Source organism: Thalassotalea hakodatensis (assembly GCF_030295995.1).
Classification (GTDB): Bacteria; Pseudomonadota; Gammaproteobacteria; order Enterobacterales; family Alteromonadaceae; genus Thalassotalea_C; species Thalassotalea_C hakodatensis.
Map to the genome: position 1 here is coordinate 1,141,790 of NZ_AP027365.1, position 26,054 is coordinate 1,167,843.

The 26,054-nt window shown below is 37.9% G+C and carries 22 protein-coding genes and 4 tRNA genes; 19 read left to right on the plus strand and 7 right to left on the minus strand.

Going from position 1 to position 26,054, the window contains the following annotated elements; translation table 11 throughout:
• Positions 1-32: 32 nt before the first annotated feature.
• Positions 33-890, minus strand: a complete 858-nt coding sequence (gene folD / locus QUE72_RS04940; protein WP_286271922.1) for a bifunctional methylenetetrahydrofolate dehydrogenase/methenyltetrahydrofolate cyclohydrolase FolD — start codon at positions 888-890, stop codon at positions 33-35.
• Positions 891-1,171: 281 nt separating this feature from the next.
• Here folD and QUE72_RS04945 point away from each other — a divergent pair.
• The 10 genes from QUE72_RS04945 to QUE72_RS04990 all read left to right on the plus strand — a co-directional run bounded on the left by QUE72_RS04945 (position 1,172) and on the right by QUE72_RS04990 (position 11,278).
• Positions 1,172-1,248, plus strand: a tRNA-Pro gene (locus QUE72_RS04945).
• A 54-nt stretch (positions 1,249-1,302) separates the two neighbouring features.
• A tRNA-Arg gene (locus QUE72_RS04950) sits at positions 1,303-1,379 on the plus strand.
• Between the two features lie 8 nt (positions 1,380-1,387).
• Positions 1,388-1,463 (plus strand) — tRNA-His (locus tag QUE72_RS04955).
• A gap of 8 nt (positions 1,464-1,471) precedes the next feature.
• Positions 1,472-1,548, plus strand: a tRNA-Pro gene (locus tag QUE72_RS04960).
• Positions 1,549-2,654: 1,106 nt separating this feature from the next.
• Positions 2,655-3,962 (plus strand): trigger factor, encoded by a 1,308-nt coding sequence (gene tig / locus QUE72_RS04965; protein ID WP_286271923.1) that lies wholly within the window; start codon positions 2,655-2,657, stop codon positions 3,960-3,962.
• Between the two features lie 85 nt (positions 3,963-4,047).
• Positions 4,048-4,686: an ATP-dependent Clp endopeptidase proteolytic subunit ClpP gene (gene clpP / locus QUE72_RS04970; protein WP_286271926.1), complete on the plus strand. Its 639-nt coding sequence runs from the start codon at positions 4,048-4,050 to the stop codon at positions 4,684-4,686.
• An 83-nt stretch (positions 4,687-4,769) separates the two neighbouring features.
• Positions 4,770-6,050, plus strand: a complete 1,281-nt coding sequence (gene clpX, locus QUE72_RS04975; protein ID WP_286271928.1) for an ATP-dependent protease ATP-binding subunit ClpX — start codon at positions 4,770-4,772, stop codon at positions 6,048-6,050.
• A 210-nt stretch (positions 6,051-6,260) separates the two neighbouring features.
• Positions 6,261-8,618 carry an endopeptidase La gene (gene lon, locus QUE72_RS04980; protein WP_286271929.1) on the plus strand — a complete coding sequence of 786 codons (2,358 nt, stop codon included), beginning with the start codon at positions 6,261-6,263 and terminating at the stop codon, positions 8,616-8,618.
• 293 nt (positions 8,619-8,911) lie between these two features.
• On the plus strand, positions 8,912-9,184 hold the full coding sequence (gene hupB / locus QUE72_RS04985; RefSeq protein ID WP_074499445.1) for a nucleoid-associated protein HU-beta: 273 nt from the start codon (positions 8,912-8,914) through the stop codon (positions 9,182-9,184).
• A 183-nt stretch (positions 9,185-9,367) separates the two neighbouring features.
• Positions 9,368-11,278 (plus strand): SurA N-terminal domain-containing protein, encoded by a 1,911-nt coding sequence (locus QUE72_RS04990; protein ID WP_286271931.1) that lies wholly within the window; start codon positions 9,368-9,370, stop codon positions 11,276-11,278.
• Positions 11,279-11,406: 128 nt separating this feature from the next.
• Here the strand turns inward: QUE72_RS04990 and QUE72_RS04995 are convergent, their stop codons facing one another.
• The 6 genes from QUE72_RS04995 to pspF are packed head-to-tail and all read right to left on the minus strand — an operon-like array spanning position 11,407 to position 17,817.
• On the minus strand, positions 11,407-12,189 hold the full coding sequence (locus QUE72_RS04995; protein ID WP_074499443.1) for a peptide ABC transporter ATP-binding protein: 783 nt from the start codon (positions 12,187-12,189) through the stop codon (positions 11,407-11,409).
• The gene (locus tag QUE72_RS05000) at positions 12,186-13,178 is read right to left on the minus strand and encodes a peptide ABC transporter ATP-binding protein (RefSeq protein WP_074499442.1); all 993 of its coding nucleotides are present in this window, start codon (positions 13,176-13,178) and stop codon (positions 12,186-12,188) included. The genes QUE72_RS04995 and QUE72_RS05000 overlap by 4 nt, the downstream gene beginning before the upstream one ends.
• Positions 13,178-14,071, minus strand: a complete 894-nt coding sequence (locus QUE72_RS05005) for an ABC transporter permease subunit (RefSeq protein ID WP_074499441.1) — start codon at positions 14,069-14,071, stop codon at positions 13,178-13,180. The genes QUE72_RS05000 and QUE72_RS05005 overlap by 1 nt, the downstream gene beginning before the upstream one ends.
• On the minus strand, positions 14,061-15,089 hold the full coding sequence (locus QUE72_RS05010) for an ABC transporter permease (RefSeq protein ID WP_074499440.1): 1,029 nt from the start codon (positions 15,087-15,089) through the stop codon (positions 14,061-14,063). The genes QUE72_RS05005 and QUE72_RS05010 overlap by 11 nt, the downstream gene beginning before the upstream one ends.
• Before the next feature lies 1 nt (position 15,090).
• On the minus strand, positions 15,091-16,716 hold the full coding sequence (locus tag QUE72_RS05015) for an ABC transporter substrate-binding protein (protein ID WP_286271934.1): 1,626 nt from the start codon (positions 16,714-16,716) through the stop codon (positions 15,091-15,093).
• 9 nt (positions 16,717-16,725) lie between these two features.
• Complete coding sequence (gene pspF / locus QUE72_RS05020; protein ID WP_286271935.1) at positions 16,726-17,817, minus strand: phage shock protein operon transcriptional activator; 1,092 nt, start codon at positions 17,815-17,817, stop codon at positions 16,726-16,728.
• A gap of 188 nt (positions 17,818-18,005) precedes the next feature.
• Between pspF and pspA the strand changes: the two genes are divergently transcribed.
• The 9 genes from pspA to maiA all read left to right on the plus strand — a co-directional run bounded on the left by pspA (position 18,006) and on the right by maiA (position 25,880).
• Positions 18,006-18,677 (plus strand): phage shock protein PspA, encoded by a 672-nt coding sequence (gene pspA, locus QUE72_RS05025; protein WP_074499437.1) that lies wholly within the window; start codon positions 18,006-18,008, stop codon positions 18,675-18,677.
• A gap of 46 nt (positions 18,678-18,723) precedes the next feature.
• Positions 18,724-18,951: an envelope stress response membrane protein PspB gene (gene pspB, locus QUE72_RS05030; RefSeq protein WP_074499436.1), complete on the plus strand. Its 228-nt coding sequence runs from the start codon at positions 18,724-18,726 to the stop codon at positions 18,949-18,951.
• The gene (pspC, locus tag QUE72_RS05035; protein ID WP_074499435.1) at positions 18,948-19,391 is read left to right on the plus strand and encodes an envelope stress response membrane protein PspC; all 444 of its coding nucleotides are present in this window, start codon (positions 18,948-18,950) and stop codon (positions 19,389-19,391) included. Before pspB ends, pspC begins: the two co-directional genes overlap by 4 nt.
• A 174-nt stretch (positions 19,392-19,565) precedes the next feature.
• Entirely contained in the window at positions 19,566-20,996 is a 1,431-nt protein-coding gene (locus QUE72_RS05040; RefSeq protein WP_286271936.1) for a YcjX family GTP-binding protein, read from the plus strand.
• Positions 20,993-22,024, plus strand: a complete 1,032-nt coding sequence (locus QUE72_RS05045; protein WP_286271938.1) for a YcjF family protein — start codon at positions 20,993-20,995, stop codon at positions 22,022-22,024. The genes QUE72_RS05040 and QUE72_RS05045 overlap by 4 nt, the downstream gene beginning before the upstream one ends.
• A 267-nt stretch (positions 22,025-22,291) precedes the next feature.
• The gene (gene phhA, locus QUE72_RS05050) at positions 22,292-23,113 is read left to right on the plus strand and encodes a phenylalanine 4-monooxygenase (protein ID WP_286271940.1); all 822 of its coding nucleotides are present in this window, start codon (positions 22,292-22,294) and stop codon (positions 23,111-23,113) included.
• A gap of 11 nt (positions 23,114-23,124) precedes the next feature.
• Positions 23,125-23,463, plus strand: coding sequence for a 4a-hydroxytetrahydrobiopterin dehydratase (locus tag QUE72_RS05055; RefSeq protein WP_074499432.1), 339 nt, complete (start codon positions 23,125-23,127; stop codon positions 23,461-23,463).
• A gap of 109 nt (positions 23,464-23,572) precedes the next feature.
• Positions 23,573-25,123, plus strand: a complete 1,551-nt coding sequence (tyrR, locus tag QUE72_RS05060; protein ID WP_074499431.1) for a transcriptional regulator TyrR — start codon at positions 23,573-23,575, stop codon at positions 25,121-25,123.
• A 118-nt stretch (positions 25,124-25,241) separates the two neighbouring features.
• Complete coding sequence (gene maiA / locus QUE72_RS05065; RefSeq protein ID WP_286271942.1) at positions 25,242-25,880, plus strand: maleylacetoacetate isomerase; 639 nt, start codon at positions 25,242-25,244, stop codon at positions 25,878-25,880.
• The last annotated feature ends 174 nt before the right edge of the window (positions 25,881-26,054 follow it).

A 26,054-nucleotide genomic window follows, 5' to 3' on the forward strand; every position in this document is an offset into this window, starting at 1 on the left:
ACAAATAGCTAACCGGGCTTTTTTAATGTCTTTTAGGATTGGCTAAACTCTTCGCAAGCGATAAGTGTGTTTTCAATCAAACTTGCTACCGTCATTGGACCAACACCGCCAGGTACAGGGGTAATAAAAGCCGCTTTATTTTTTGCTACGTCAAACTCAACGTCACCGACCAACGTACCGTTACTTAAACGATTAATACCAACATCAATCACGATAGCGCCTTCTTTTATCCATTCACCAGGTATAAAAGCGGGCTTTCCAACTGCAACTACCAATAAGTCAGCGTTACGTACTTTTGTTTCTAAGTTTTTTGTAAAACGATGGGTGGTGGTAACCGTACAGCCAGCTAGTAATAACTCAAGAGTCATCGGTCTACCAACAATATTAGAGGCACCCACTACGAGAGCGTCTAAACCGTGAGGATGAACGCCAGTAGATTCGAATAAGGTCATTATCCCTTTTGGTGTACAAGGACGAAGACCAGGTTGTCTTAGCGCTAATTTACCTACATTTGATGGGTGAAAACCGTCAACATCTTTATGTGGCGCAATGGTTTCTATCACTAAATTAGCATCTAACCCTTCTGGTAAGGGTAATTGCACTAAAATGCCATCTATTTCATCATCACTATTTAACTCTCTAACAAGAGATAAAAGTTCATCTTCTGAGGTCGTTTCTGGTAAGTCATATGAACGAGATACAAAACCGACTTCTTCACAAGCACGACGTTTGCTACCAACGTAGACTTCAGAAGCAGGATCTTTGCCCACTAAAATCACCGCTAAACCAGGCGCACGCAAGCCTTGTGAAACGCGCTGTTCTACTTTTGCCTTTACAGAAGTTCTGAGTTGTTGCGCAATTTTTTTGCCGTCAATGAGAGATGCAGTCATAATTCCTAGGAAGATTAGATTAAAAACGTCGACATTTTCGCATATTTTACTTAGCAGGTGTAGATGCTATTCGTTGATATATTGTATTCATTTTGACTAAGTTAGTTTTTATTTGTAAAACTCAACTTTTAGCTACTTTTTAAGCAAATAGCTGTCAAATAATCTTGGTTTGCTGTAAAAGTGACCGAACACGTAATTTTTATTAAAAAACGTTTGACGAGCAAAGGGCAACTCGGTAATATCCGCACCCGTTGAAAGCAAGCGTGTTTTTAACAAAATGTCGGTGATTAGCGCAGCTTGGTAGCGCACTTGGTTTGGGTCCAAGGGGTCGCAAGTTCGAATCTTGCATCACCGACCACTTTTAAATTTTTCAAAATACTGTTAAATTTAAAAACGCACTTGTAGGTCATGTGCGCCCTTAGCTCAGCTGGATAGAGCAACGCCCTTCTAAGGCGTGGGTCGTAGGTTCGACTCCTACAGGGCGTGCCATTCCTGTGGTGGCTATAGCTCAGTTGGTAGAGCCCCGGATTGTGATTCCGGTTGTCGTGGGTTCAAGTCCCATTAGCCACCCCATTTCTCGTCGGTGATTAGCGCAGCTTGGTAGCGCACTTGGTTTGGGTCCAAGGGGTCGCAAGTTCGAATCTTGCATCACCGACCACTTTTCCTTTTTGAAATTGCTCATATCAAACGTAAAAAATAAACTATTAAATTTCACTTAGATGAGAACTTGCGAAGCAAGTCGACAAAATTGTCTGGAACAATTTTGAACGCACGTAGTGCGGCCCGAAGGGTGAAGTACAGGATGTACGGAATAATCTTGCATCACCGACCACTTTTCCTTTTTGAAATTGCTCATATCAAACGTAAAAAATAAACTATTAAATTTCACTTAGATGAGAACTTGCGAAGCAAGTCGACAAAATTGTCTGGAACAATTTTGAACGCACGTAGTGCGGCCCGAAGGGTGAAGTACAGGATGTACGGAATAATCTTGCATCACCGACCACTTTTCCTTTTTGAAATTGCTCATATCAAACGTAAAAAATAAACTATTAAATTTCACTTAGATGAGAACTTGCGAAGCAAGTCGACAAAATTGTCTGGAACAATTTTGAACGCACGTAGTGCGGCCCGGAGGGTGAAGTACAGGATGTACGGAATAATCTTGCATCACCGACCACTTTTCCTTATTGATATCGCATTTAGTTAACACCTCCTAAGCTATTAGTATTATTGATGCAGTGCTAGTTAGATATTTTAATATTCACTAGGGTCTTATATGGATTCCCCGTAGAAAAATTAAATGTACGCTGTCCTTCGAACATGTTTAATTCGTACGAAATTTGTACTCGAAAGTTCAATGCACCCCAAATCTATTCACTTTTCATATCAATGATTTCTACGAAAACCGCTTTTGACTGATTCCTGTTGGTTCAATAAATGGAAATAAGTTGATAACTTGTATAAAAATGATTTTTTCTAAATTGAATGAATGTTAATAAATCCTTTATTTTTTCTGGGGTTGGGGGCAATTTAAAGTAATTTGCTTCACCGTTCAAAAATTAATTGCTTAGAGCTCTCGACTCTGGCTAAAAGCGCCGCTATAATTTCGCGTCATTATTTTTAATCTATTCATCTTTGATTCGGATTTATTTCGAGCCTAGCTAGTCATCAGATAGGTTTCGAACAACAAGAAAGCTTGTTGCTCAGAATATAGATGCATTTTTGAAAGTGCTACAAAGTACTAAATATTGAGGTATGTAAATGCAAGTTTCAGTTGAGACTACAAAAGGTTTGGAACGTAAATTAACGATTTCAGTTCCTGCAGAGAAAGTAGACGTTGAAGTAAAAAACCGTCTTCGTCATATTGCGAAGACACAAAAGATCAATGGTTTCCGTCCTGGTAAGGTTCCACCTTCTGTTATTCAAAAGCGTTACGGTAAAGCTGTACGCCAAGAAATCGCTGGTGAAGTAATGCAACGTAATTTCGTAGAAGCGATTGTTGCTGAAAAAATTAACCCTGCAGGTCGTCCTCAATTCGTTGCTAAAAGTAATGAAGATGGTCAAGATCTAGAATTTGAAGCAACGTTCGAAGTTTATCCAGAAGTTGAATTAAAAGATTTAGATAAAATTACCGTTGAGCGTCCTGATGTTGATGTAACAGACAAAGACATTGATGAAATGTTTGTCACGTTACAGAAACAACACCAAACGTGGAAAGAAAATAAGCGTAAAACTAAGAAAGGCGATAAACTAACGATTGATTTCTTAGGCCGCGTTGATGGTGAAGAATTTGAAGGTGGTAAAGCTGAAGGTTTTGAATTAGAACTTGGTGCTGGCCGTATGATCCCTGGTTTCGAAAAAGAAATCACGGGTATGAAAGTTGATGAAGAAAAAACAATTTCTGTGACTTTCCCTGATGATTATCATGCTGAAAACTTAAAAGGCAAAGAAGCTGAATTTGACATCAAAGTGCATAAAACTGAAGGCCCAGTATTACCAAAAATCGATGACGAATTTGCTAAGCTATTCGGTGTTGAAGATGGTGGTGTAGATGCACTTCGTGATGAAGTAAGCAAAAACATGGCTCGTGAACTTTCACAAGCGGTAAAAACGAAAGTGAAAGAGCAAGTGATCAATGGCTTACTTGAAACTAACAGCGTTGACTTACCACAGTCATTAGTTGCTCAAGAAATTGATGTACTTCGTCAACAAGCTTTACAACGTTTTGGTGGTCAAATGGACCCTAAAAACTTACCTGAACTACCAGCTGAAATGTTCCAAGAACAAGCTGAACGTCGTGTTAAAGTAGGTTTATTACTTGGTGAAGTTATCAAGCAAAATGAATTAAAAGTAGACGAAGCTAAAGTCACTGAGTTGATTGAATCTGCAGCCTCTGCTTATGAAGATCCACAAGAAGTGATTGAATACTACAAGTCTAACCAAGAAATGAATCAGCAAATGCAAAACGTAGCGCTTGAAGAACAAGCCGTTGAAGTTTTACTTGCTGGTGCAAAGGTAAAAGACAAGAAATCTAACTTCAAAGATATTATGAATCCGGAAGCTAAATAAGCTTTTTGATTGACAATAGTTCACGCAATAGCTTAAATGGCTTGTATGGAAACATATGAGCCATTTTTTTTAAAAGGAAATCGTGTTGATCACTTCTCTTACTAAATCTCAAAGTACGAATAGCCAAATTGAAAGCGCCTTAGTCCCAATGGTTGTTGAACAAACAGCAAAGGGTGAGCGTTCTTATGATATTTATTCTCGTTTGCTCAAAGAGCGCGTTATCTTTTTATGCGGCCAGGTTGAAGACCACATGGCTAACCTGATTGTCGCACAAATGCTTTTTTTAGAATCAGAAAGCGCAGAAAAAGACATTTTTTTATACATTAATTCGCCAGGCGGTTCAGTAACAGCGGGTATGGCTATTTATGACACCATGAAGTTCATTCGTCCTGATGTTAGCACTGTGTGTGTTGGCCAAGCGGCGAGCATGGGGGCATTCTTGTTATCTGGTGGCGCTAAGGGTAAACGTTACTGTTTACCTAACTCACGTGTTATGATCCATCAGCCTTTAGGCGGTTTTCAAGGTCAAGCTTCTGATTTTGAAATTCATGCGAAAGAAATTTTGACCATTAAAGAAAAAATGAATCGTTTGATGGCTGAACATACAGGGCAGCCACTCGAGAAAGTATCGGTAGATACTGATCGTGATAACTTCTTAAGTGCGCAAGCAGCAGTTGATTATGGATTAGTTGACTCCATATTTGAACGAAGAGCCGAAAAGTAACACTAAAGTAAGTATAGACATTGAGATCTGCTTATTTTGTGAAATACTTATAATATAGATATTGAATAATTTAGAGGTACCGTATGACCGATATTAAAAAAGGTGACGGTGATAACGGCAAGTTATTATATTGTTCGTTTTGTGGTAAAAGCCAACATGAAGTGCGTAAGTTAATTGCAGGCCCTTCGGTGTTTATTTGCGACGAATGTGTTGAGTTATGTAACGACATCATCCGAGAAGAAATTAAAGAAATTTCTCCTAAGCAAGAAAAAGAAAGTTTACCTTCACCAGTAGAAATAAGAGAAAGCCTTGATGATTATGTTATCGGACAGGAGCATGCTAAAAAGGTGCTGTCGGTAGCGGTTTATAATCATTATAAGCGTTTACGTAATGGCGATTCTCACAATGGCGTTGAATTAGGCAAAAGTAATATTTTGCTGATTGGGCCTACAGGTAGTGGTAAAACGTTACTTGCTGAAACATTAGCTCGCTTACTTGATGTACCTTTCACTATGGCAGATGCAACTACGTTAACCGAAGCCGGTTACGTAGGTGAAGACGTTGAAAACATCATTCAGAAGTTACTGCAAAAATGTGATTATGATGTTGAAAAGGCACAACGTGGTATCGTTTATATCGATGAAATCGATAAAATATCTCGCAAGTCTGATAACCCGTCTATTACGCGTGATGTGTCAGGTGAAGGTGTACAACAAGCATTATTGAAACTAATAGAAGGTACTGTTGCTTCTGTGCCTCCACAAGGTGGTCGTAAACACCCTCAACAAGAGTTTTTGCAGGTTGATACCTCTAAGATTCTATTTATTTGTGGCGGTGCATTTGCGGGCTTAGATAAAGTGATTGAACAGCGTTGTGATACAGGTGCTGGCATTGGTTTTGGTGTTGAAGTTAAAGCAACTGATAGTAAGAAGTCATTGACTGAACGCTTTCAAGAAGTTGAGCCAGAAGACTTAGTTAAATATGGTTTAATTCCTGAGTTCATCGGTCGATTACCGGTTGTAGCAACATTAAGTGAACTTGATGAAAGTGCATTGATCCAAATACTACAAGAACCAAAAAATGCGTTAACCAAGCAATATTCAGCATTATTCGATATGGAAGGTGTTGAATTAGAGTTTAGAAAAGATGCCTTACAAGCGATTGCAAATAAAGCAATGGTACGTAAAACAGGTGCTCGAGGGCTACGTTCGATCGTTGAAGGTGTTTTACTTGATACGATGTATGAACTACCAACGATGGAAAACGCAACGAAAGTTGTATTAGATGAAACCGTCATTAAAGGTGAGTCTAAGCCTATTGTGATATATGAGTCTGCGCAAGATAAAGCTGCATCTGATAGTTAATTAGTGATGGATTGAAAAGAGTACTTCGGTACTCTTTTTTTTATCTTTTAAAAATTATCTGTGAAAAAACTGCATTATAGAACTATGTTGTGTGTTTATTGTACGAACATTTGCTTTTTTTAAACTAATTGTTGAAAGCGTTGCGAATAACCCCATATAGTTTTTACTAAAGATTAATATCTAAGATTGTTGCATTTAAGAGAGTCCCCGATGTCTGAAGAATCAAATCCTGTCAGCAAAATTAATGAAGTACCCGTTTTGGCCTTACGTGATGTTGTTGTTTATCCACAAATGGTCATTCCTTTATTTGTTGGCCGTGAAAAGTCGATTCGCTGTTTAGATATCGCAATGGAAAGCGACAAGCAGGTTTTTCTTGTTGCTCAAAAAGATGCCGCAGTTGATGATCCAAGCGAAAATGATGTATTTGCTACAGGCACTGTTGCCACCATTTTACAAATGTTGAAATTGCCAGATGGCACGGTGAAAGTGTTAGTTGAAGGGGTAAGGCGAGCAGAAGTCACCGAGTTTGTTGAAACAGAACAATACTTTACCGCTAATATTGCATATTTAAGCGCTGAGAATAGCGACGAAGACAGTTTAGATGTTTTAGTGCGTTCAGCTATCTCGCAATTTGAAGGTTACGTTAAGCTAAATAAGAAAATACCACCGGAAGTACTTACGTCAATTTCAGGCATTGATGATGCAGAACAATTAGCTGATACCATGGCCGCTCATATGCCATTAAAGCTAGTAGAAAAGCAAAATGTGCTTGAAATTAAAGATGTTGCTAAACGATTAGAGCATCTAATGGCACTGATGGAAGGCGAAATCGACCTTCTGCAAGTTGAAAAGAAAATACGTACTCGCGTAAAAAAACAAATGGAAAAAAGCCAGCGCGAATATTACTTGAATGAGCAAATGAAGGCGATTCAAAAAGAATTAGGTGATATGGATGATGTACCTGATGAGCTTGAACAAATCGCGAAAAAAATTGAAGATGCTCAAATGCCAAAAGAGGCGAAAGAGAAAACACAAGCTGAACTACAAAAGCTCAAAATGATGTCTTCAATGTCAGCTGAAGCAACCGTTGTGCGTAGCTATATTGATTGGATGACAAGTGTACCGTGGAAAAAACGTAGTAAGCTAAAGAAAAATTTAGCGTTAGCTGAAGAAGTTTTAGAAAAAGATCACTATGGCCTTGATAAAGTAAAAGAACGCATTATCGAATATCTTGCCGTTCAACAGCGTGTTAGTCAGTTAAAAGGGCCAATTCTATGTTTAGTAGGGCCTCCCGGTGTTGGTAAAACCTCATTAGGGCAATCAATCGCTAAAGCAACTGGACGTAAGTATGTTCGCATGGCGTTAGGTGGTGTAAGAGATGAAGCTGAAATTCGCGGTCATAGAAGAACATATATTGGTTCATTACCGGGTAAACTGGTTCAGAAAATTGCCAAAGTAGGGGTGAAAAACCCATTATTCTTATTAGACGAAATTGATAAAATGGCGTCAGATATGCGAGGAGATCCATCTTCTGCGCTGTTAGAGGTATTAGATCCTGAGCAAAATACGAGTTTTAATGATCATTATTTAGAAGTGGATTACGACCTTTCAGATGTCATGTTTGTAGCAACGTCTAATAGTATGGATATTCCTGGGCCATTACTTGATCGTATGGAAGTTATTCGTTTGTCTGGTTATACCGAAGATGAAAAGCTTAATATTGCTAAACGTCACTTGTTAACCAAACAAATTAAACGTAATGGCTTAAAAGACAGCGAAATTTCAGTAAAAGATAGCGCAATTATTGGTATTATCCGTTATTACACAAGAGAAGCTGGCGTACGTAGTTTAGAAAGAGAAATTTCTAAACTGTGCCGTAAGGTCGTTAAAACGATTTTGCTAGACAAAAAAGTCAAATCAGTCGAAATTTCACAGGATAACTTGGCTGACTTTCTTGGCGTGCAACGCTTTGATTATGGTAAAGCTGATGATGAGAACCGCGTTGGTTTAGTAACTGGGTTAGCTTGGACCTCTGTAGGTGGTGAGTTGCTTACTATCGAAACCGCTTCAGTACCAGGAAAAGGCAAACTCAGTTATACCGGTTCTCTCGGTGATGTAATGCAAGAATCTATACAAGCAGCGATGACGGTTGTACGTAGTCGTACGGAGGCGCTTCGTATTAATGATGATTTTTACGAGAAGCGTGATATCCACGTGCATGTACCTGAAGGAGCAACACCAAAAGATGGCCCAAGTGCCGGTATTGGTATGTGCACTGCGTTAGTATCAAGTTTAACGGGTAACCCGGTAAAAGCAGATGTAGCGATGACCGGTGAAATTACCCTTCGTGGTGAAGTGTTGCCAATCGGTGGGTTAAAGGAAAAGTTGTTGGCTGCACACCGTGGTGGGATAAAAACGGTAGTGATCCCGAAAGATAACGAACGTGATTTAAAAGAAATTCCAGATAATGTCAAAGCTGACTTAGCAATTCATCCCGTAAAATGGATTGAAGAAGTATTAGCAATCGCGTTGGAAAACCCTATCGAGAAAGTAAAAATCACAGGTTAACACCTGAAAACTGATGCTTTTTTGAGTAAATAAGCAAAAAAAGTGAAAAAAATCGCAAAAATTTGCAATAAAGGCTTTCCAAACGCTGTAACTATGGTAAGTTAATGAGGCTAATAGCGCTGTACCCCAATATAAACAAGGGGTCTGCTGGAGATAATTAAAATTATCTTAATTTTAGATTTTCTTTAACTCAGTGCTTGATGTTCAAAAAGAAGCTTGTTATAAAAGCTTTTGCAGGACGCTAAATTAACAAAAGATGGCGCTGAATAATAACAATTGAAGGGGAATATACTGTGAATAAATCTCAATTAATCGAGAAAATTGCTGCGGGTGCTGACATTTCTAAAGCAGCGGCTGGTCGTGCTTTAGATTCATTTATCGAAGCTGTTACAGAAGAATTAAAAAGTGGTGAGCAAGTTGCTCTAGTTGGTTTCGGTACTTTTTCAGTACGTGACCGTGCAGCACGCACAGGCCGTAACCCACAAACTGGTGCTACTATTGAAATTGCTGCAGCAAAAATTCCATCTTTCAAAGCTGGTAAAGCTTTAAAAGATGCTTGTAACTAATCACAGTTACTAAATAAGCATTTCAAAAGACCACCTTAAAGGTGGTCTTTTGTTATCTACCAAAAATTTAATAAGAATATTTCGAATAATTTTACAGATAGCTTCAAGCTTAGCGTTCCATCTGATAAAATCGCGCGCAGATAATTATCTTCAGGTTTAAAAACCTAGTGTTGAGAGAAAACGATGTTAGAAAATATAAGAGAAAATTCTCAAGGATTAGTCGCAAAGATTATTCTTGGTTTTATTATCCTTACTTTTGCAGTAGCAGGGATAGGTAGTTATACCAATAGTGTTGATACATCAATTGCAGAGGTGAATGGCGTTAAAATATCGCAAGCTTCATTCGATAAAGCGTTTCAGCAGCAGCGTGCTAACATGGCGCAACAATATGGTGAGATGTTTGAAACATTAGCGTCTGATGCTTCATATATGGCTAATTTTAGAAATAGCATTGTTGATAACCTGATCAACCAAGAGCTAATAGATCAAGCCTCTAATGACTTGTCAATTCGTGTAAGTGATGAACAAATTAAAAAAACTATCCGTGAAATGCCTGCATTTCAAGTAGAAGGTGAGTTTGACAATAACCGTTATTTAGCGGTGATAAACCAGAACGGCTTTTATCAATCATCTGATTTTCGTGATTACCTACGTGTAGAAATGACGAGACGACAGCTTTCACAAGCATTGGTTGCAACAGAATTTAGTTTACCGTTTCAAGAAAAACAAGTAATGGCATTACAAAATCAAAAGCGTGATTTACGCTATGCCATTATTTCAGCTGAACAATTTATTGACAGTGTGTCGGTAACAGATGAAGAGATTTCACAATATTATCAAGCTAACCAAGCTCGTTATCAAAACGCAGAGAAAGTAAAGGTTGATTACATTACTATCGACGTTAATGAAATTGCCAAAAACATAACGGTTTCTGATCAAGAACTTCAAGATTATTATCAAAGTAACATTGCAAATTATCGTCAAGAAGAGCAACGCAGAGTCTCGCATATCTTAATTGAAAATGAAGATGATGAAGCAGCAGCAATCGCTAAAATTGAAGACATTCAAACCCGTCTTGCCAATGGTGAAGAGTTTGCGGCTTTAGCTGAAGAGTTATCAGCCGATGTGTTTAGCGGTGAAAATGGTGGTGATTTAGAATGGATAGAACGAGGTGCAATGGATGAAGCATTTGACGATGCAGCATTTGCTTTAACTGAAGTTGGAGAGGTGTCAGATGTTGTAGAAACTGACTTTGGTTTGCATTTAATTAAATTAACGGCATTAGAAGATGAAAAGGTTAAACCGTTCTCTGATGTTGTTGAAGAATTAAGAGTTACAGTAAGCCAAGACAAAGCACAAGATAAATACTTTGAATTGCAACAACGTGCTGCTGAATTAAGTTTTGAAGTACCTGATAGCTTAGAAGATGCTGCAGGAGCAATTAATGTAAACGTTCAAACTTCTGACTGGTTAACAAAAAACAGTAATACTGCGCCTTTTGATAACCCTAAAGCAATAGAAGCTGCGTTTTCTTCTTTAGTATTAGAAGAACGCCTTAACTCAGACATTATTGAAGTAAGCGATAGCTTAGCTATAGTCTTGCGTGTTAATGAATATCAAGCGGCAAATGTAAAACCTCTTGATGAAGTTAAAGCAACGATCAGTGAAACGTTAACGGCACAAAAAGCGCAAACACAAGCACAAACGGCAGCAGAAGAATTGCTCGCTTCAATAAGAAATGAAGAAGCCGTTGATGAGCAATTAGCAGCGAGTCAAACAAGTTTTGAACAACAAGCTGATGTAGCACGATATGGTAGTAACCTTGACGCTAATTTAGTGCGAGAAGCTTTCAAATTGCCTCATCCAAAAGAAGATACTGTTTCTGCAACAACGGTAAGTTTGACAACGGGTGACTATGCTGTTGTTAATGTAACCGCGGTAAATGAAAGCGAAGAAGCGGAGACAACGCCGCGCTTAGCAGAACAACTTACGCAGCAATTGGCACAGTCAGCTTATGCGTCTTACGTTGAAGCGTTAAAAGCAGAAGCCAAGATTACACGTCGTTCATCGATACAGGCATCTAATCAATATTAATTATGCCGTTAATACGTGAATCGTCAAAAGGCCGCTATGCGGCCTTTTTAATATCTACTCATGTCTGATACCAATTTAATATTTAATGTACCTGACCCCTTAATCTTTTGACCCCTTAATCTTTAAGGTTATTTTTTCGAGAGTTGGAAGCGTTGGCTCATAATCAGCTTTTTGGTATATTTATGCTTAGGGTTTCGTAGTACGGCGGTGGTATTACCCATTTCAACGACTTGTCCTTTACACAGCACCATTATTTCGTCACTAAAATGCCTAACGATACCCAAGTTATGAGAAATCAAAATAAAGCCAAGTCCCATTTGTTGTTGCAAGTCGAGTAATAAATTTATCATTTGAGATCGTAATGACGGATCTAATGCGGCAAGCGCTTCATCAAGAATGATAACTTGTGGCTCTAAAATAATAGCGCGAGCTAACGATATACGCTGCTTTTGGCCACCTGAAAACATATGAGGGTAAAAATTCATATGCTCTGCAAGTAATCCTACTTTTTTTAAGGTCGCAATGATCAAATCAGTGCGTTGTGCTTCATTTAATTGGGTATTTAAATATAAAGGTTCATCAAGCAATTGTTGAATGGTTAAACTAGGGTTTAACGTGGTGCCTGAATCTTGAAAAATCATCCGTATATGCTGACAGCGCTGTTTAAAATTACCATCTTGGAGTAACTGTGCGTTTAATTTAATTGTGCCTGTTGTTGGCTTTTCTGCTCCCACTAGAAGCTTCGCAAGCGTTGACTTTCCAGAACCTGCCTCACCCACTATCGCGAGCGTTCTATGTGCATCCAATGTAAATGAAACAGGCTCCAACGCAGGAACTAATGTACGATTAAACCAGCTTTTGGTAATTCGATAGGTTTTACTTAAGTTATTTACCTGTAATAAAGCTGTCATTTATAGCTATCCTTTAATGAATAATGACAACTTACTTGATGTCCGTGATAATTTTTAACTTTAGGGGCTTGCACACACGCCTTTTGTGCTTTCGGACAACGTGGTCCAAGTCGACACCCTATGGGGAGATGTTGCAATATAGGAATGCTACCGGGTAACGTCATCAAGCGTGATTTAGCAGGTATCTGCATATTTGCCATAGGACTGCTATCAACTAACGCGCGGGTGTATGGATGAAACGGCGTGTGAAATATTTGCTCTGTTGTTCCTGCTTCCACAAATTGACCTGAGTACATAACCGTTATATTTTTTGTCCAATGGGTGACATTTTCTAAATCATGGCTAATAAGAAGAATAGACATATTCTTTAATTGATTAAGACTTGCAAGTAGACGAAAGATTTGGTCTTGATTGGTACTTTCCATGGCAGCCGTTGGTTCATCTGCAATCAGTAATAGTGGCTTTCGCGCTAATGCCATGGCTATCATCACCCTTTGGCAAAGCGCCTCTGTTAACTGATGCGGATAGCTATGCACACATTTCTCGTGGTTTTTAATACCAACTTTATGCAATAAATTAATTGCAGCAAGCTTTCGTTGTTGTTTTCGTTGCCAAAAAAAGCCGGTTAGTTGTTCTCCTGAGACCGCTTCCTCAAGTTGTGCGCCAATAGTTGTTGTTGGATCTAAACAAGCCATAGGCTCCTGAAAAATTATCGCCACATCTTTGGTAATAATGGCTTTTCTTTCTTCTAGCGATAACCGCATTAGATCTTGTCCACGCCAATGAAAACGATCAGCATCTACTTTCCATTTATCATCTAATACACCCATGATGGCTTGTGCAAGTAAAGACTTGCCCGAACCAGATTCTCCAACTAGACCGCGAACTTCCCCTTCTTTCATGGTTAAACTCACCCGATCAACCGCTAAAATTGAAGAGGTTGTGGTAAGTAATCTGATGGATAGATTGCGAATATCAAGTAAGTTCATTAATGTTCTTTCCTGACTTTCAGCGCATGTCGCATGCCTTCACCGACTAAATTGGTGGCAACAACGGCAAATAAAATCGCAAGCCCAGGTAGATAAACAGTCCACGGCGCGATATAAAATAAATCAATACCATTAGCCAACATTGCTCCCCACTCAGGCATTGGGATAGGCGCACCAAGCCCTAAAAATCCTAAGGTTGCTATGTCTAATATTGCAGCAGATTGAGCGAGCGTGGCTTGGCTGATCATTTTTTCAATAATATTAGGGTAAATAGAGTAATAAAGGATTCGAATGTTACTTGCACCATCAAGTTTTGATGCAAGTACATAGTCCTTTTTAAATTCTTGTACAACAGCATTTCTTGTAATATGTATAAACTGTGGAATTAGAATGATCACAATAGCCCATAATGTATTGCTAAGACCTGGCCCAAGAATAGCAACGATAATAATGGCTAAAAGCAACGATGGAATGGAAAGAATGACATCTAAAAAGTGGTTAAGAAAGCTTGATTTTACCCCTTTAGTCAACGCTGAAATAGAACCGATTATCACTCCGACAAACATAGATAAGATGACAACAATAAAACTTAAACCAAAGGTTAACGATGCACCGTGCATTAAACGAGACAGCATATCGCGGCCTAAATTATCAGTTCCTAGCAAATAGCTAACATCACCATCGTTATGCCACGCGGGTGGAAGCAGAATAGCGTCAAGATTATTTTCTATCGGCGAATAAGGAGATATCAGAGGTGAAAATATTGCTAACAAGACTAAAAAAATAAAACACCCAAAGCCAATCATCACTGCGGGTGATTGCTTAAAGTTATGCCATAACTGTACTAATGGTGAAGGAAACTCTTCTTCCGTATATGTTTTATCACGAGCCATACTTAATACCTCGTGCTAATGGGTTTAAGCTTGCGTAAATAAAATCTGTAAAAATATGCACGATAAATATGAAGCTTGAAAGGGCTAATAGCCCGCCTTGTATGGCAGTATAATCACGCTGGTAAATACTCTGAATTAGCCAATTTCCGATGCCTGGCCAGTTGAAAATAACCTCTGTTACCATTGCTAATGTAACTAAATTAGCAAATTGTAAGCCGACGTCTCTAATCACATTAACCATCGCATTTTTAATCGCATGTCTAAAAATAAGTTGTTGAAAGGTTAGTCCTTTTGCCATAGCTGCTTTTATATAATGTGAATCTAATACGGTTAACATTGATGTTCTTGCTAATCGAACAAAAACCGTGGCAGGTGCAAGAGCGACAACACAAGCAGGTAATAATATATGCACACTCGCGTTTTGAAAAGCTTGCCATTTATAAGGGTTATCACTTAATAAAATATCAAAAAATAAAATACCCGTTACCTGTTCAATCTCATAAACTAAACTGATTTGCCCAGCAGAAGGTAACCAGGCGAGTTGAATAGAAAAAATTAAGATGGCAAGTAAAGCGAGCCAAAAAATAGGGATTGAATAGCCAACCATCGACACAGCTAAAATGATATCATCAGTTTTTTTTCGGTGCCGAATAGCGGCGATAAAACCGATTGGAATACCAACAACCATTGCAATAATTAAAGCAACAGTCGTGAGCTCTATCGTGGCAGGAAGGTGGCTCATCATTTCATCCATAATAGGAATTCTTGAGGCCATAGAAACACCTAAGTCTCCGTTAAAAAGATGTACTAGGTAGCTCCAGTATTGCATGATTAATGATTCATGCTTGTTGTAATCTAACGCAATTAACGCTATTTGTTCAGGCGTTGCATCTATTTGCCCAGTAACATTGATAATTTGTTCGCCAGGAAAGAAAAAGCTTAAACTAAAGGTTAAAAGCGTCAATACTAACATGGTGAAGAAAAATAAATTTAAGCGCCTTAAGGTAAAAATTAGCATGTTATTGTTTTTCTACCCCACCAAAGCTAATGCCACCAAAGGGGTGTAATATATCACCCTTTACGGATATTTTACGTGCTTGGAATCGCTTAGAGTGTGCAATAGGAAACAGCGGCAATTCTTCAGCGGCAATTTTTTGAGCTTCTCGATATAATGCTTTACGTTGTTCAACATCAGTGATTTTTAGGGCTCCTTGAAGTAATTTTTCAAATTGTTGGTTACACCAAAAAGTTCTATTATTGCCTGTTTCAGCAGAGCCACAACTAAGTAAGGGAGTAAAAAAATTATCAGGATCAGGGTGATCAGCCGACCAACCTAAAAGTACCGATTGGTGCTCGCCAAGTGCTAAACGTCTTAAAAATTCTTGCCAATTATAACTAATGATATTGACGGTTATACCGATTTTTTGCAGATCCGCCTGAATAAGCTTGGCCATCGTTACTGCATCAGGGTTGTAGGCACGTTGCACGGGCATTGCCCATAAATCTATTGTTAAACCATCAGTGATCCCTGCTTGTGTTAATAACAATTCCGCTTGTTCAATAGAGTATTCAATATCATGGGTATCCTCAGCATATGCCCAGGAAGAAGGGGGTAAAATTGAATTGGCAGATTCGGCTTTTGCATCACCAAAATATACAGTATCTAAAATCGCCTGTTTGTTAATGGCATGTGCGACCGCTCTTCGTATTAATTTGTTATTAAAAGGTGGCTTTGCAGTATTAAAGCCTAAATAACCAATATTAAAAGCCGTGACGTCTTCAAGTGTTAGCAAAGGATTGTTGTTTATTTTTTTATGTGCAATAGGGTAACCAATAACATCACACTCCCCAGCAAGTAATTTAGTTAATCTGCCGGTATTGCTAGGGGTTATATCAAAAATAAGTTGTTGCAGCTTTGGCTGGCCTTCCCAATATTCTGCATGAGGCTCATAACGAATATATGAACCAGTTCGATATTCTTTAAACTTATAAGGGCCAGTACCTATAGGCAATGTATCGATATCTTCTAGTCTGTTTGAACGTATTAATAACTCAGCATATTCTCGAGATAGTATTACTGAAAAGTCGGTAGCAAGGTTTGCTAAAAATGAACTGTCAGCACGTTTAAGATTAAACCTGATAGTGTATTCGTTTATTTTTTCAAGTGACTCGATGACGTCAGCAAAACCAACGCTATCGAAAAAAGGGTATTTTCCGCCAGAAACATCATGAAAAACTTGGCTAGGATCTAATATGCGGTTGAAACTAAATAATACGTCATCTGCATTTAAATGCCTTGTGGGCATAAAATATTGTGTATGATGAAAAGCAACGTTTCTTCGCAAATAAAAGGTAATTTTTTTATTGTCTTGTGTTACATGCCAAGATTTAGCTATTGAAGGGGTGACCTCGTTAGTAGCCACATCAAATGCAATTAATTGATTGTAAAGTTGTTTAGATGTTGCATCAACAGTGACGCCTGACGTAACGAGTTGAGGATTTAAAATTTCAGGGGATCCTTCGCTACAATAAATCAAGCTCCTTTCACTCAGCGAGTCAGCTTTATAAGAGTCGCAACCCCCAAGAAACATAGCTGATAATGTCACTAATATTTTAAAATATTGACTCGCCGATGTAACTGTCACAAAAAACCTTTACCCTTCGCTATGTTGACTGTCTAACAAGTTGTATTTTTTTAAATAACCACGTAATTGATGATATGTTAATTCCAAAGCGTCTGCAGTCTTTTTCTGGTTATATTGACAATTTTCTAATGCGGATTTTATAAGATCAACTTCATATTGCTGAGATAAAGATTTTAACGAAAGTGGGAAGTTAACACTCGTGTTTAGCTCTGACGGTTTTTCTACCGTTTTTACTGGAGCTTCTTCTTGTTCTTGCCATTGACTTGGCGCTTGTTGCACGACAACACGATCTTGGGTTTTTACGCGTTGTTTTGGGCGATAAGGAGACTCAAAGGGATCGATAACTAAATCATGTACCGGTAAGTGAGGGTTATTACATCGATAAACACTACGCTCAACAACATTTTTTAATTCGCGAATATTGCCAGGCCAGTGGTACTCAAGTAATGACCTTTTTGCTTTTTCAGTAAAACCACTAAATAGCTCAAATTCTAATTCACGAGCCATATTTATAGCAAAGTGTTCAGCTAGCATCAAAATATCTTCAAGGCGCTCTCTAAGGGGCGGAAGGGTTATAACGTCAAAGGCTAAGCGATCGAGTAAATCAGCTCTAAACTCACCAGAGTCAGCCATAGAAGGAAGATCTTCATTCGTTGCAGCAACTAATCGAGCATTTGTTTTAATCGTTCTAGAGCCACCAACACGTTCAAATTCACCATATTCGACTACGCGTAACAATTTCTCTTGAATAAGCCCTGAGGTATTCGCTATCTCGTCAAGAAACAATGTGCCTTTATCAGCACGCTCAAAGCGTCCTTCATGGCGTTTACTTGCGCCCGTAAATGCTCCTCCTTCATGACCAAACAGTTCGGTTTCAAGTAAGTTTTCATTTAATGCGGCACAATTTAGTTTAAGATAGTTCTGATCCCAGCGTTGAGAAAGGTAATGTAGACGGGCAGCAACGAGTTCCTTACCTGTTCCTCTTTCACCAATAATTAACACAGGTTTACTTAACGGAGCTATTTGTGATATTTGCTCTAAAACCTCTAAAAAGCTATTTGATTGACCAATGAGATTATCTTGCTGATTGAATCGAGACATTGCTGACCTAATAATTAGTGTTTTTCGCTAACAAATAGTCTATTTCATTAATGCTGTAGAGGGAAGCATTTTTTGCAATGTTGATAAAAATAATTAAAACAACCACTTAAAGATGATTATAATCTTGGCGTAAAATGTGAATACTAGAAAGCATCGCCACACATTTCTAATAGAATGAGGAAGTAAAAATGGGTGTTTTTTCAAGATTTACAGATATTATCAATTCGAATATCAATAGCTTATTAGATAAAGCTGAAGACCCGGAGAAAATGGTACGCCTGATCATTCAGGAAATGGAAGATACCTTAGTAGAGGTTCGCTCTACATCAGCTAAAACGTTAGCCGATAAAAAAGAATTAGCGCGCCAAGCTGAAAAATTTGAGAACGATGCTGAACAATGGCAAGAAAAAGCGGAGTTAGCATTAAGTAAAAGTCGGGAAGACTTAGCAAGGGCTGCACTTGTAGAAAAGAAAAAGTGCAGTGAAAATTCACAAGCATTACGTGATGAATTGAGCCATGTAGATGAGCACATTGCTAAATTACAAGATGAGATATCTCAGTTACAAGAAAAGTTAGCTGATGCAAAAGCACGTCAAAAAGCTATTATCATGCGTGAAAAAACCGCAAATTCTAGACTAAAAGTTAAGCGCAATATCGATTCCGATAAAGTGAATGATGCTTTAAATCGGTTTGATAGTTATGAACGCAAAATTGATGATATAGAAGCGCAAGTAGAAGCTTATGATCTTGGTAGCAAGTCTTTAGCAGATGAAATTGCAGAGCTTGAAAACGATGAAAATATAGATGATGAATTAGCGCAGTTAAAAGCTAAGATGAAACCAGAAAAAAAATCTAAATAACTTAGTTTAACAGTAAATTGCTAATCGAATCGGAAGGAGATGTATCGTGGAAGAGATTATTTTAGCGCCTGTCATTATTTTTATGATAATCGTAGCCCCTATATGGTTAGTGCTACATTATCGAAGTAAACGACAAATTAGCCAAGGGCTTACTGAAGAAGAATATCACCAGCTATCTGAATTATCTGAGTTAGCCGATAAAATGGCAGATCGTATCAAAACGCTTGAAGCGATATTAGATGCTGAAACGCCTGATTGGAGAAACAAAGTATGATAAAAAAATGCCGCGGTGAGCTTTTTCGTAACCCAAGTAAAGGTAAAGTTGCAGGCGTTTGTGCAGGAATAGCTGATTACTTTGGCTGGGAAACTTGGTTAGTGCGTATACTTGTTGTATCTGGTGTCTTATTAGGTATGGGTTGGTTTATTGTTATTTATATTGCTGCATGGTTCATATTGGATAAAACACCATTAACAGCCAAAAATTCAACAACGAAACAACATAGTGCCAAACAACAGGAAAATGACTTTCAAGATGAATTAGCAGCAGAGCCAATAAAGGTTAAGGCTCGTATTTGGCAGGCAGGAGAACCGCCAAAGCAAGCTTTTCATGATATACGTAAAAAGTTTACTATGCTAGAGCGAGAGCTACAGTTAATGGAACGCTATGTTACCTCACCTGAATTCACGGTTTCTCGTGAAATCAACAAATTATAAAAGCGGTTTATACCGCTTTTTTTCACTATTTTTCAAATGTTTCTCATATATTTTAGTGTGTAAACTGGTTACTATATTCCGTAGTTTTTTATTAAATAATAATGCCATACCGTTCTAAGTATTATTTTCTGACACGGCTTGGTATAACCAGTTGATTATCTGAGTTGTAAAACTATGCCTTTAATTGAAAAAGAATTAATCGAAAAAATACGTGTTAAAGCCAATGTGCTTAAACATCGCGCGATAGATCAACATATTAATCTTGCTGTTACAGGGCTCAGTCGAAGTGGTAAAACGGCGTTTATCACTTCCTTAGTAAACCAATTAATTAATGAAAATGCACAATCTCAAATGACGTTCTTCTCAACCATGCAAGAAGGACGTTTTATCGCTGCTAAACGGGTTCCACAAAAAAATTTACATATCGCAAGGTTTGATTATGATTCCGCGGCGCAAGCGCTAAGTGAAGAACCACCACATTGGCCAGCGCCAACAAAAGGGATCAGCCAATTACGTATTGCAATAAAGTATCAACCAAAAGATTCTTTTATCAAGTACACGACTAATGCTGCAACACTCTTTGTAGACATTACTGATTATCCTGGCGAATGGTTATTAGATTTGCCTATGCTAAATCAAACTTACGAAGAATGGAGTCAAGCGACTACAGAGCTATTATTGCAATCGCCCCGTGCCGATGAAGCTGCTAGTTTTTTAAACCGTATTGAATCAATATCACCCTTTGAACCAGTTGATGAAAAGCTTTTAGAAGATATATCGAAACAATACACTGAATTACTCAACAAATTTCGTCATGAAATGGGGTTATCTCTTATACAGCCAGGACGTTTTATCTTACCAGGTGATCTTGCCGGTGCACCTATTTTACAATTTTTTCCTTATACACAATTTAAACATATTGATTTAGATCATTATCAAAAAGCACAAGATGATACCTTAATTGGTATGTTAAGAGCGCGTTATATTGAATACAAAGAACGGGTAGTAAAAGAGTTCTATAAAGAACATTTTGTTAATTTTGATCGTCAAATTATTTTGGCTGATTGCCTCACACCATTGAATAATGGGCATAGTAGTTTTAAAGATTTACAGCAAGCAATCACGCTAATCACTGAAAGCTTCCGTTATGGTTCAACAAACTTTATATCACGATTATTTTCTCCTAAGATAGATAAGTTATTATTTGCTGCGACTAAATCAGATCATGTAACACCGGAACAACACGGTAATTTGACTTCTTTGCTCGCACAGTTAGTACACCCAGTACGACAGAAAACAAATTTTGATAATATTAATACTGAAACACTCGCTATATCATCGGTTAAAGCAACTCAATTTGGCAAAAGTCAGCATCAAGGAAAACAAATACCTGTTGTTCGTGGCAATCAATTATCTGATTTTCAGGAAATTACGCTGTACCCCGGCATGGTACCGAAAGAACTTCCTGCAAAATCTTATTGGCAAGATTATCAATTTAAATTTGTGCCATTTGCTCCGTTGGTTTCTACGGGGTTACATCAGCCTTTTCAACATATTCGTATGGATCAAGTACTAGAGTTTTTATTGGGAGATAAGATGAAATGACCCAAGATAAAGAAAAATATCAACAGCAAATATTATTTGAAGAATCAACGTTAAATACCGAAGACGATAAAAGTTTACCAGAACCGGTAGAGCAAATTATTATCGGGCAAGATAACTTTGAACCCCTTGCAGATGATGAAAGCATTGAAATCCTTCAAGAACAAACAATAAGCAAATCTCCATCTCGATGGTTGCTCAAGAGCGGTTTATTGTTATTAACAGTGTTACTATTTATTGAAGCAAGTTTGTTCTTTATTGAAGGTTTTGAAAAAGAGCCTTTTATTACAGGGTTGTATGCGGCTTTACTCGCTGTCGTTTTTTTAATGTGTTCACGCACAATATACCAGGAAGTTAAAGGGTTACGTGCTTTAAAGAAAAGAACATCAACGCGGCAATCATTTCATGAACTTTGTGAGAATAATTCATCAAAATCAGCGAGAGCTTTATGCGATAAAGTGGCGGATAAAATGCCATGCGATGCAAAAGAAAATGTGCTGAACTCATGGTCATCTTCAATTGCTGAAGAGATGACAGATAAAGAAGTTATCTCGTTATTTTCTAAACAAGTGCTGTTGCCAGCTGATCAAAAAGTATTAGATAAAATTAGTAAATATTCCACAGAAGCGGTTGTTCTTGTTTCGTTAAGTCCTATTGCCCTTGTGGATATGGGGCTCATGTTTTGGCGCAACATTAAAATGATTAACGAAATATCGAGTTTGTATGGTTTACAAATCGGCTATTGGTCACGCATTAAGTTGATCAAACAAGTGTTCGTTAACATGGTTTACGCTGGCGCATCAGAGTTGATTGCTGATGTAGGTGCTGATTTAGTTGGCGCTGACTTATTAGGTAAACTTTCGGCACGTTTGGCACAAGGTCTTGGTGCGGGAATGTTAACAGCCAGGTTAGGATTGCAAACGATGAAGCTTTGCCGACCAATAGCGTTTGAACAAAAAGAAGCGCCTAAATTAGGTACTATTCGTAAACAAATCGTGTCAAAGATTGTGTCACTATCAAAAAAATCTTGAATAAAATACGGGTGAAAACAATTAAAACAGATACTTTTAATATAATTATTCTTGTTTAAACAGTCAGTTAATGGTTGCTGTCAATTAAAGTGTAATTATATTTTTACAAACTGAGTTGTGCGTCATTTGGTTGCCGAATTAAATTTGGTGCTTTTTGCTATGGTTATCGCTTAATATGTCTGTCATCTATAATAAAGGCAATACGCCTTAACTTAGCGCAATAAGAACAGCAACAATGTGCTGAGTTTATAAATTTAAGGTTACAACATGGCTAAGAGCAGCGCATACGTTTCGAAATATCCTGATGAGGATGGAAACATTCAATGGAGCGATGAAGAAAATAACATTTGGCATGACCTGATCACCAGGCAGTTATCATGCATTCAAGGTACTGCGTGTGATGAATATATCGCAGGGCTTGAGAAAATAAAGTTACCAACCGATCGTATTCCACAACTGGAAGAAGTCAGTAAGGTGTTAAGAGCTGAAACGGGTTGGCAATGTGAGCCTGTGCCAGCATTGATTGGTTTTGGAGAGTTTTTTCGTTTGCTCTCTGAAAAGAAATTTCCGGTTGCAACGTTTATCCGTACTCGAGAAGAGTTTGACTATTTACAAGAACCAGATATTTTTCACGAAATCTTTGGTCATTGCCCTTTATTAACAAACCCTTCGTTTGCTGATTATACAGAAGCATATGGAAAAATGGGGCTTAATGCGACAAAAGAACAACGCGTGTTCCTTGCGAGATTGTATTGGTTTACCGTTGAGTTTGGTTTACTTGATACACCAGAAGGATTACGAGTATACGGCGGCGGTATTATTTCTTCACCGACGGAAACAGAATATGCGCTAAATGATAAAAATGTAGAAAGAAAAACGTTGTCACTTGATAACGTACTCGATGTACTTCGTACACCTTATCGCATTGATATTCTACAGCCAGTATATTATATGTTAACTAAAGTCACTGATCTTGACGAGATCAGAAAATATGAAATTGAAGATATATTTGAATTGATCGAGCAAGCAAAGGCACTCGGTTTACACAAAGCAAAATTTCCTCCTAAAGAAGAAAAGCAAGCGAGTTAAGGATAAATAAAATGAGTTCAGAGTTATCAACACAAAAATGTGAAGCGTGTCATGCCGACGCCCCTAAAGTTACAGACGAAGAGTTACAAACATTAATGTCTCAAATACCTGATTGGGTACCTGAAGTCAGAGATGGAGTAATGATGTTAGAACGCGTTTATAAATTTAAAAATTATAAATTAGCTTGGGCATTTGCAAATAAAGTATCAACTTTAGCGGAAGAAGAGTTTCATCACCCAGCCATTTTATTGGAATGGGGTAAGGTAACAGTAACTTGGTGGTCGCACGCTATTAAAGGGCTGCATAAGAACGATTTTATTTGTGCGGCCAAAACTGACGCCTTATTGTAATACTTAGTTACATTAATTACATAAAGCTCTCCATGTAGGGGGGCTTTTTTTTGTTGTAAAAATTAGTTTACAATAAAGCTTTAAGCATGATGAGTTTGAGGAAACGTTTATGCGATTAGAAATTGGTTGTTTAGATCGCGTTGGCATAGCACAAGATGTTTTAAGCATATTTGTAGAACGTAGTATTGATTTACGTGGTATCGAATTAGAACAACCTGGAAAAATATTCATCAATATACCTGATTTAGATTTTTCTGAATTGCAAACATTCATGCCACAGTTACGTTTAATAGAAGGGGTAGAAGATGTTAAAACAACGCCTTATATGCCTTCTGAACGTGAAAAAAATGAACTTTCTACGTTAATCAAAACGTTTCCCGATCCCTTTGTTTCTATTGATGCAAAAGGGAACATTAGAATTGTCAACCACGTTACAGCGAGTATTATTGGTTGCAGTAACAATGAAATTGTTGGTCAACATGTAAGCCAGTGGCTTAAAGGTTTTAATTTTAATCGTTGGCTTGATAGTGAAGAAGTCTTAGCACAAACAAGACGGCTCAAATTTATTGATGATGATTATGTTGCTGATATTATGCCTATTCATATCCAAGGCATTGATGGCGAGGTTATTCTTGCCGGCGCTGTACTGATTTTAAAATCAGAAATTCGCTTAGGTCAACAGATGAGTGCATTTAAACAGGCAAATGAAAATAATTTTGCTGGCATTCAAGCAAGTAGCGGTGCAATGCGAAAAGTGATTCGTGAAGCGAAAAGAATGTCGTTGCTTGAATCCTCAATGCTACTTGTAGGTGAAACAGGCACGGGTAAAGAATTAATTGCTCGCGCCTGTCATGCTGCAAGTGATCGTGCAGAAAAACCCTTTATGACGCTTAATTGTGCTTCATTACCAGATGAGGCAGCCGAAACTGAATTATTTGGTATGGGATCGAACAAACCTGAGTTAATTAAAAAAGGGTTGTTTGAACTGGCTGGTGGCGGAACTATTTTTCTTGATGAAGTAGGGGAGATGTCGCCAAAACTTCAAATTAAGCTTTTGCGCGTGATACAAGATGGTATTTTTAGGCGAGTTGATGATGAGAAAGAAATCAATGTAAACGTTCGATTTATTAGTTCCACTAACCATGACTTATTAACCATGGTACAGCAAGGTGAGTTTAGGGAAGATTTATATTATCGCTTAAATGTACTGGGGTTGAACATTCCATCATTAAGAGAACGACGTTCTGATATTATTCCTTTGGCGGAATATTTTATTGCAAAATTTGGTCAACGAATTGGTAAAGGCAGTATTAATATGTCTGATGATTGTCGTGACTTTATAGAACACTACCCTTGGCCTGGCAATGTCAGGCAATTAGAAAATGTGTTGATCAGGGCTGTATCATTAATGGAAGGTAATCTTATTCAAACATCACACCTTCAATTGCCGGCATATACGCGAGAACATGGTTATTTAGAACAAGAATTTGAGGGTACGTTAGATGCGGCGGTTAAAGGCTTTGAAGCGGATCTATTAAGAAAGTTATACCCTGCATATCCTAGCACGCGTCAGTTAGCAAAGAAGCTTGGATTGAGTCATACGGCTATCGCTAATAAGTTACGTGAATATGATATCAATAAAAAAACCGTGAAAATATAGTTAATCGATTGAAATTACTGTAAAGCAACCATAACAATGGTTGCTTTTTTATTATCAATAAATCATTGGTCTTTAAGTACGTTTCTTTTATTATTTGACTTTTTAAGGTGATATTTATATGAAATTGTATGGCTATTGGCGCTCTTCTGCGGCCTATCGCGTAAGAATTACACTTAATTTGAAGGATATTCCGTACGAAACAATCCCTGTTCATTTGGTTAAGGCTGGGGGAGAACAACATCAAAAAAATTATGTTGATATGAATCCTACTCACCTAGTACCAACCTTAGAAGATAACGGTTTTATTTTAAATCAATCTATCGCTATCATTGATTATCTCGACGCAAAATATCCACAGCCTGCTGTTTACCCTAGCGCTGTACAAGATAAAGCGTTAGTGCAAGCGCTAATGTTTGACATTGCGTGTGAGATACACCCTGTGAATAATTTGCGTGTACAGCAATATCTAGCGAACGAATTACATTGTTCTGATCAAGATAAACTACGTTGGTCACATCACTGGATGCATTTAGGTTTTACTGCAATTGAAGCAAAATTAAGTAAAACAGCTGGCAGATACTGTTTTGGTGATGATATTACCATCGCTGATATTTGTTTGGTGCCACAAGTATACAACGCGAAGCGCTTCAATCTTGATATGACACCATACCCTTTAATTAATAGTATCACGAATAATTGCAATGAACTGCCTGCATTTAGCCAAGCGTTACCTGAAAACCAAAAAGATGCCGTATAAAAAATTTAGTATTGGCTTGTTTTTAAGACAATTATTTATCGAAATTGCAAGAAAGTGTGAACAATAAACAAATGTTACTTGAAACCTTGGTTAAAAAGCGTTGCAATAGAGAGGGTGTAACCAATGTAAATTTTGTACACTCTTTTTTCATCGAAGTTTTTTAATCAGGGGAAG

Coding starts and splice junctions, on each gene's coding strand:
- folD (WP_286271922.1), bottom strand. CDS start 890: ATGACTGCATCTCTCATTGACGGCAAAAAAATTGCGCAACAACTCAGA.
- tig (WP_286271923.1), top strand. CDS start 2,655: ATGCAAGTTTCAGTTGAGACTACAAAAGGTTTGGAACGTAAATTAACG.
- clpX (WP_286271928.1), top strand. CDS start 4,770: ATGACCGATATTAAAAAAGGTGACGGTGATAACGGCAAGTTATTATAT.
- lon (WP_286271929.1), top strand. CDS start 6,261: ATGTCTGAAGAATCAAATCCTGTCAGCAAAATTAATGAAGTACCCGTT.
- QUE72_RS04990 (WP_286271931.1), top strand. CDS start 9,368: ATGTTAGAAAATATAAGAGAAAATTCTCAAGGATTAGTCGCAAAGATT.
- QUE72_RS04995 (WP_074499443.1), bottom strand. CDS start 12,189: ATGACAGCTTTATTACAGGTAAATAACTTAAGTAAAACCTATCGAATT.
- QUE72_RS05000 (WP_074499442.1), bottom strand. CDS start 13,178: ATGAACTTACTTGATATTCGCAATCTATCCATCAGATTACTTACCACA.
- QUE72_RS05005 (WP_074499441.1), bottom strand. CDS start 14,071: ATGGCTCGTGATAAAACATATACGGAAGAAGAGTTTCCTTCACCATTA.
- QUE72_RS05010 (WP_074499440.1), bottom strand. CDS start 15,089: ATGCTAATTTTTACCTTAAGGCGCTTAAATTTATTTTTCTTCACCATG.
- pspF (WP_286271935.1), bottom strand. CDS start 17,817: ATGTCTCGATTCAATCAGCAAGATAATCTCATTGGTCAATCAAATAGC.
- pspA (WP_074499437.1), top strand. CDS start 18,006: ATGGGTGTTTTTTCAAGATTTACAGATATTATCAATTCGAATATCAAT.
- pspC (WP_074499435.1), top strand. CDS start 18,948: ATGATAAAAAAATGCCGCGGTGAGCTTTTTCGTAACCCAAGTAAAGGT.
- QUE72_RS05040 (WP_286271936.1), top strand. CDS start 19,566: ATGCCTTTAATTGAAAAAGAATTAATCGAAAAAATACGTGTTAAAGCC.
- QUE72_RS05045 (WP_286271938.1), top strand. CDS start 20,993: ATGACCCAAGATAAAGAAAAATATCAACAGCAAATATTATTTGAAGAA.
- phhA (WP_286271940.1), top strand. CDS start 22,292: ATGGCTAAGAGCAGCGCATACGTTTCGAAATATCCTGATGAGGATGGA.
- QUE72_RS05055 (WP_074499432.1), top strand. CDS start 23,125: ATGAGTTCAGAGTTATCAACACAAAAATGTGAAGCGTGTCATGCCGAC.
- tyrR (WP_074499431.1), top strand. CDS start 23,573: ATGCGATTAGAAATTGGTTGTTTAGATCGCGTTGGCATAGCACAAGAT.
- maiA (WP_286271942.1), top strand. CDS start 25,242: ATGAAATTGTATGGCTATTGGCGCTCTTCTGCGGCCTATCGCGTAAGA.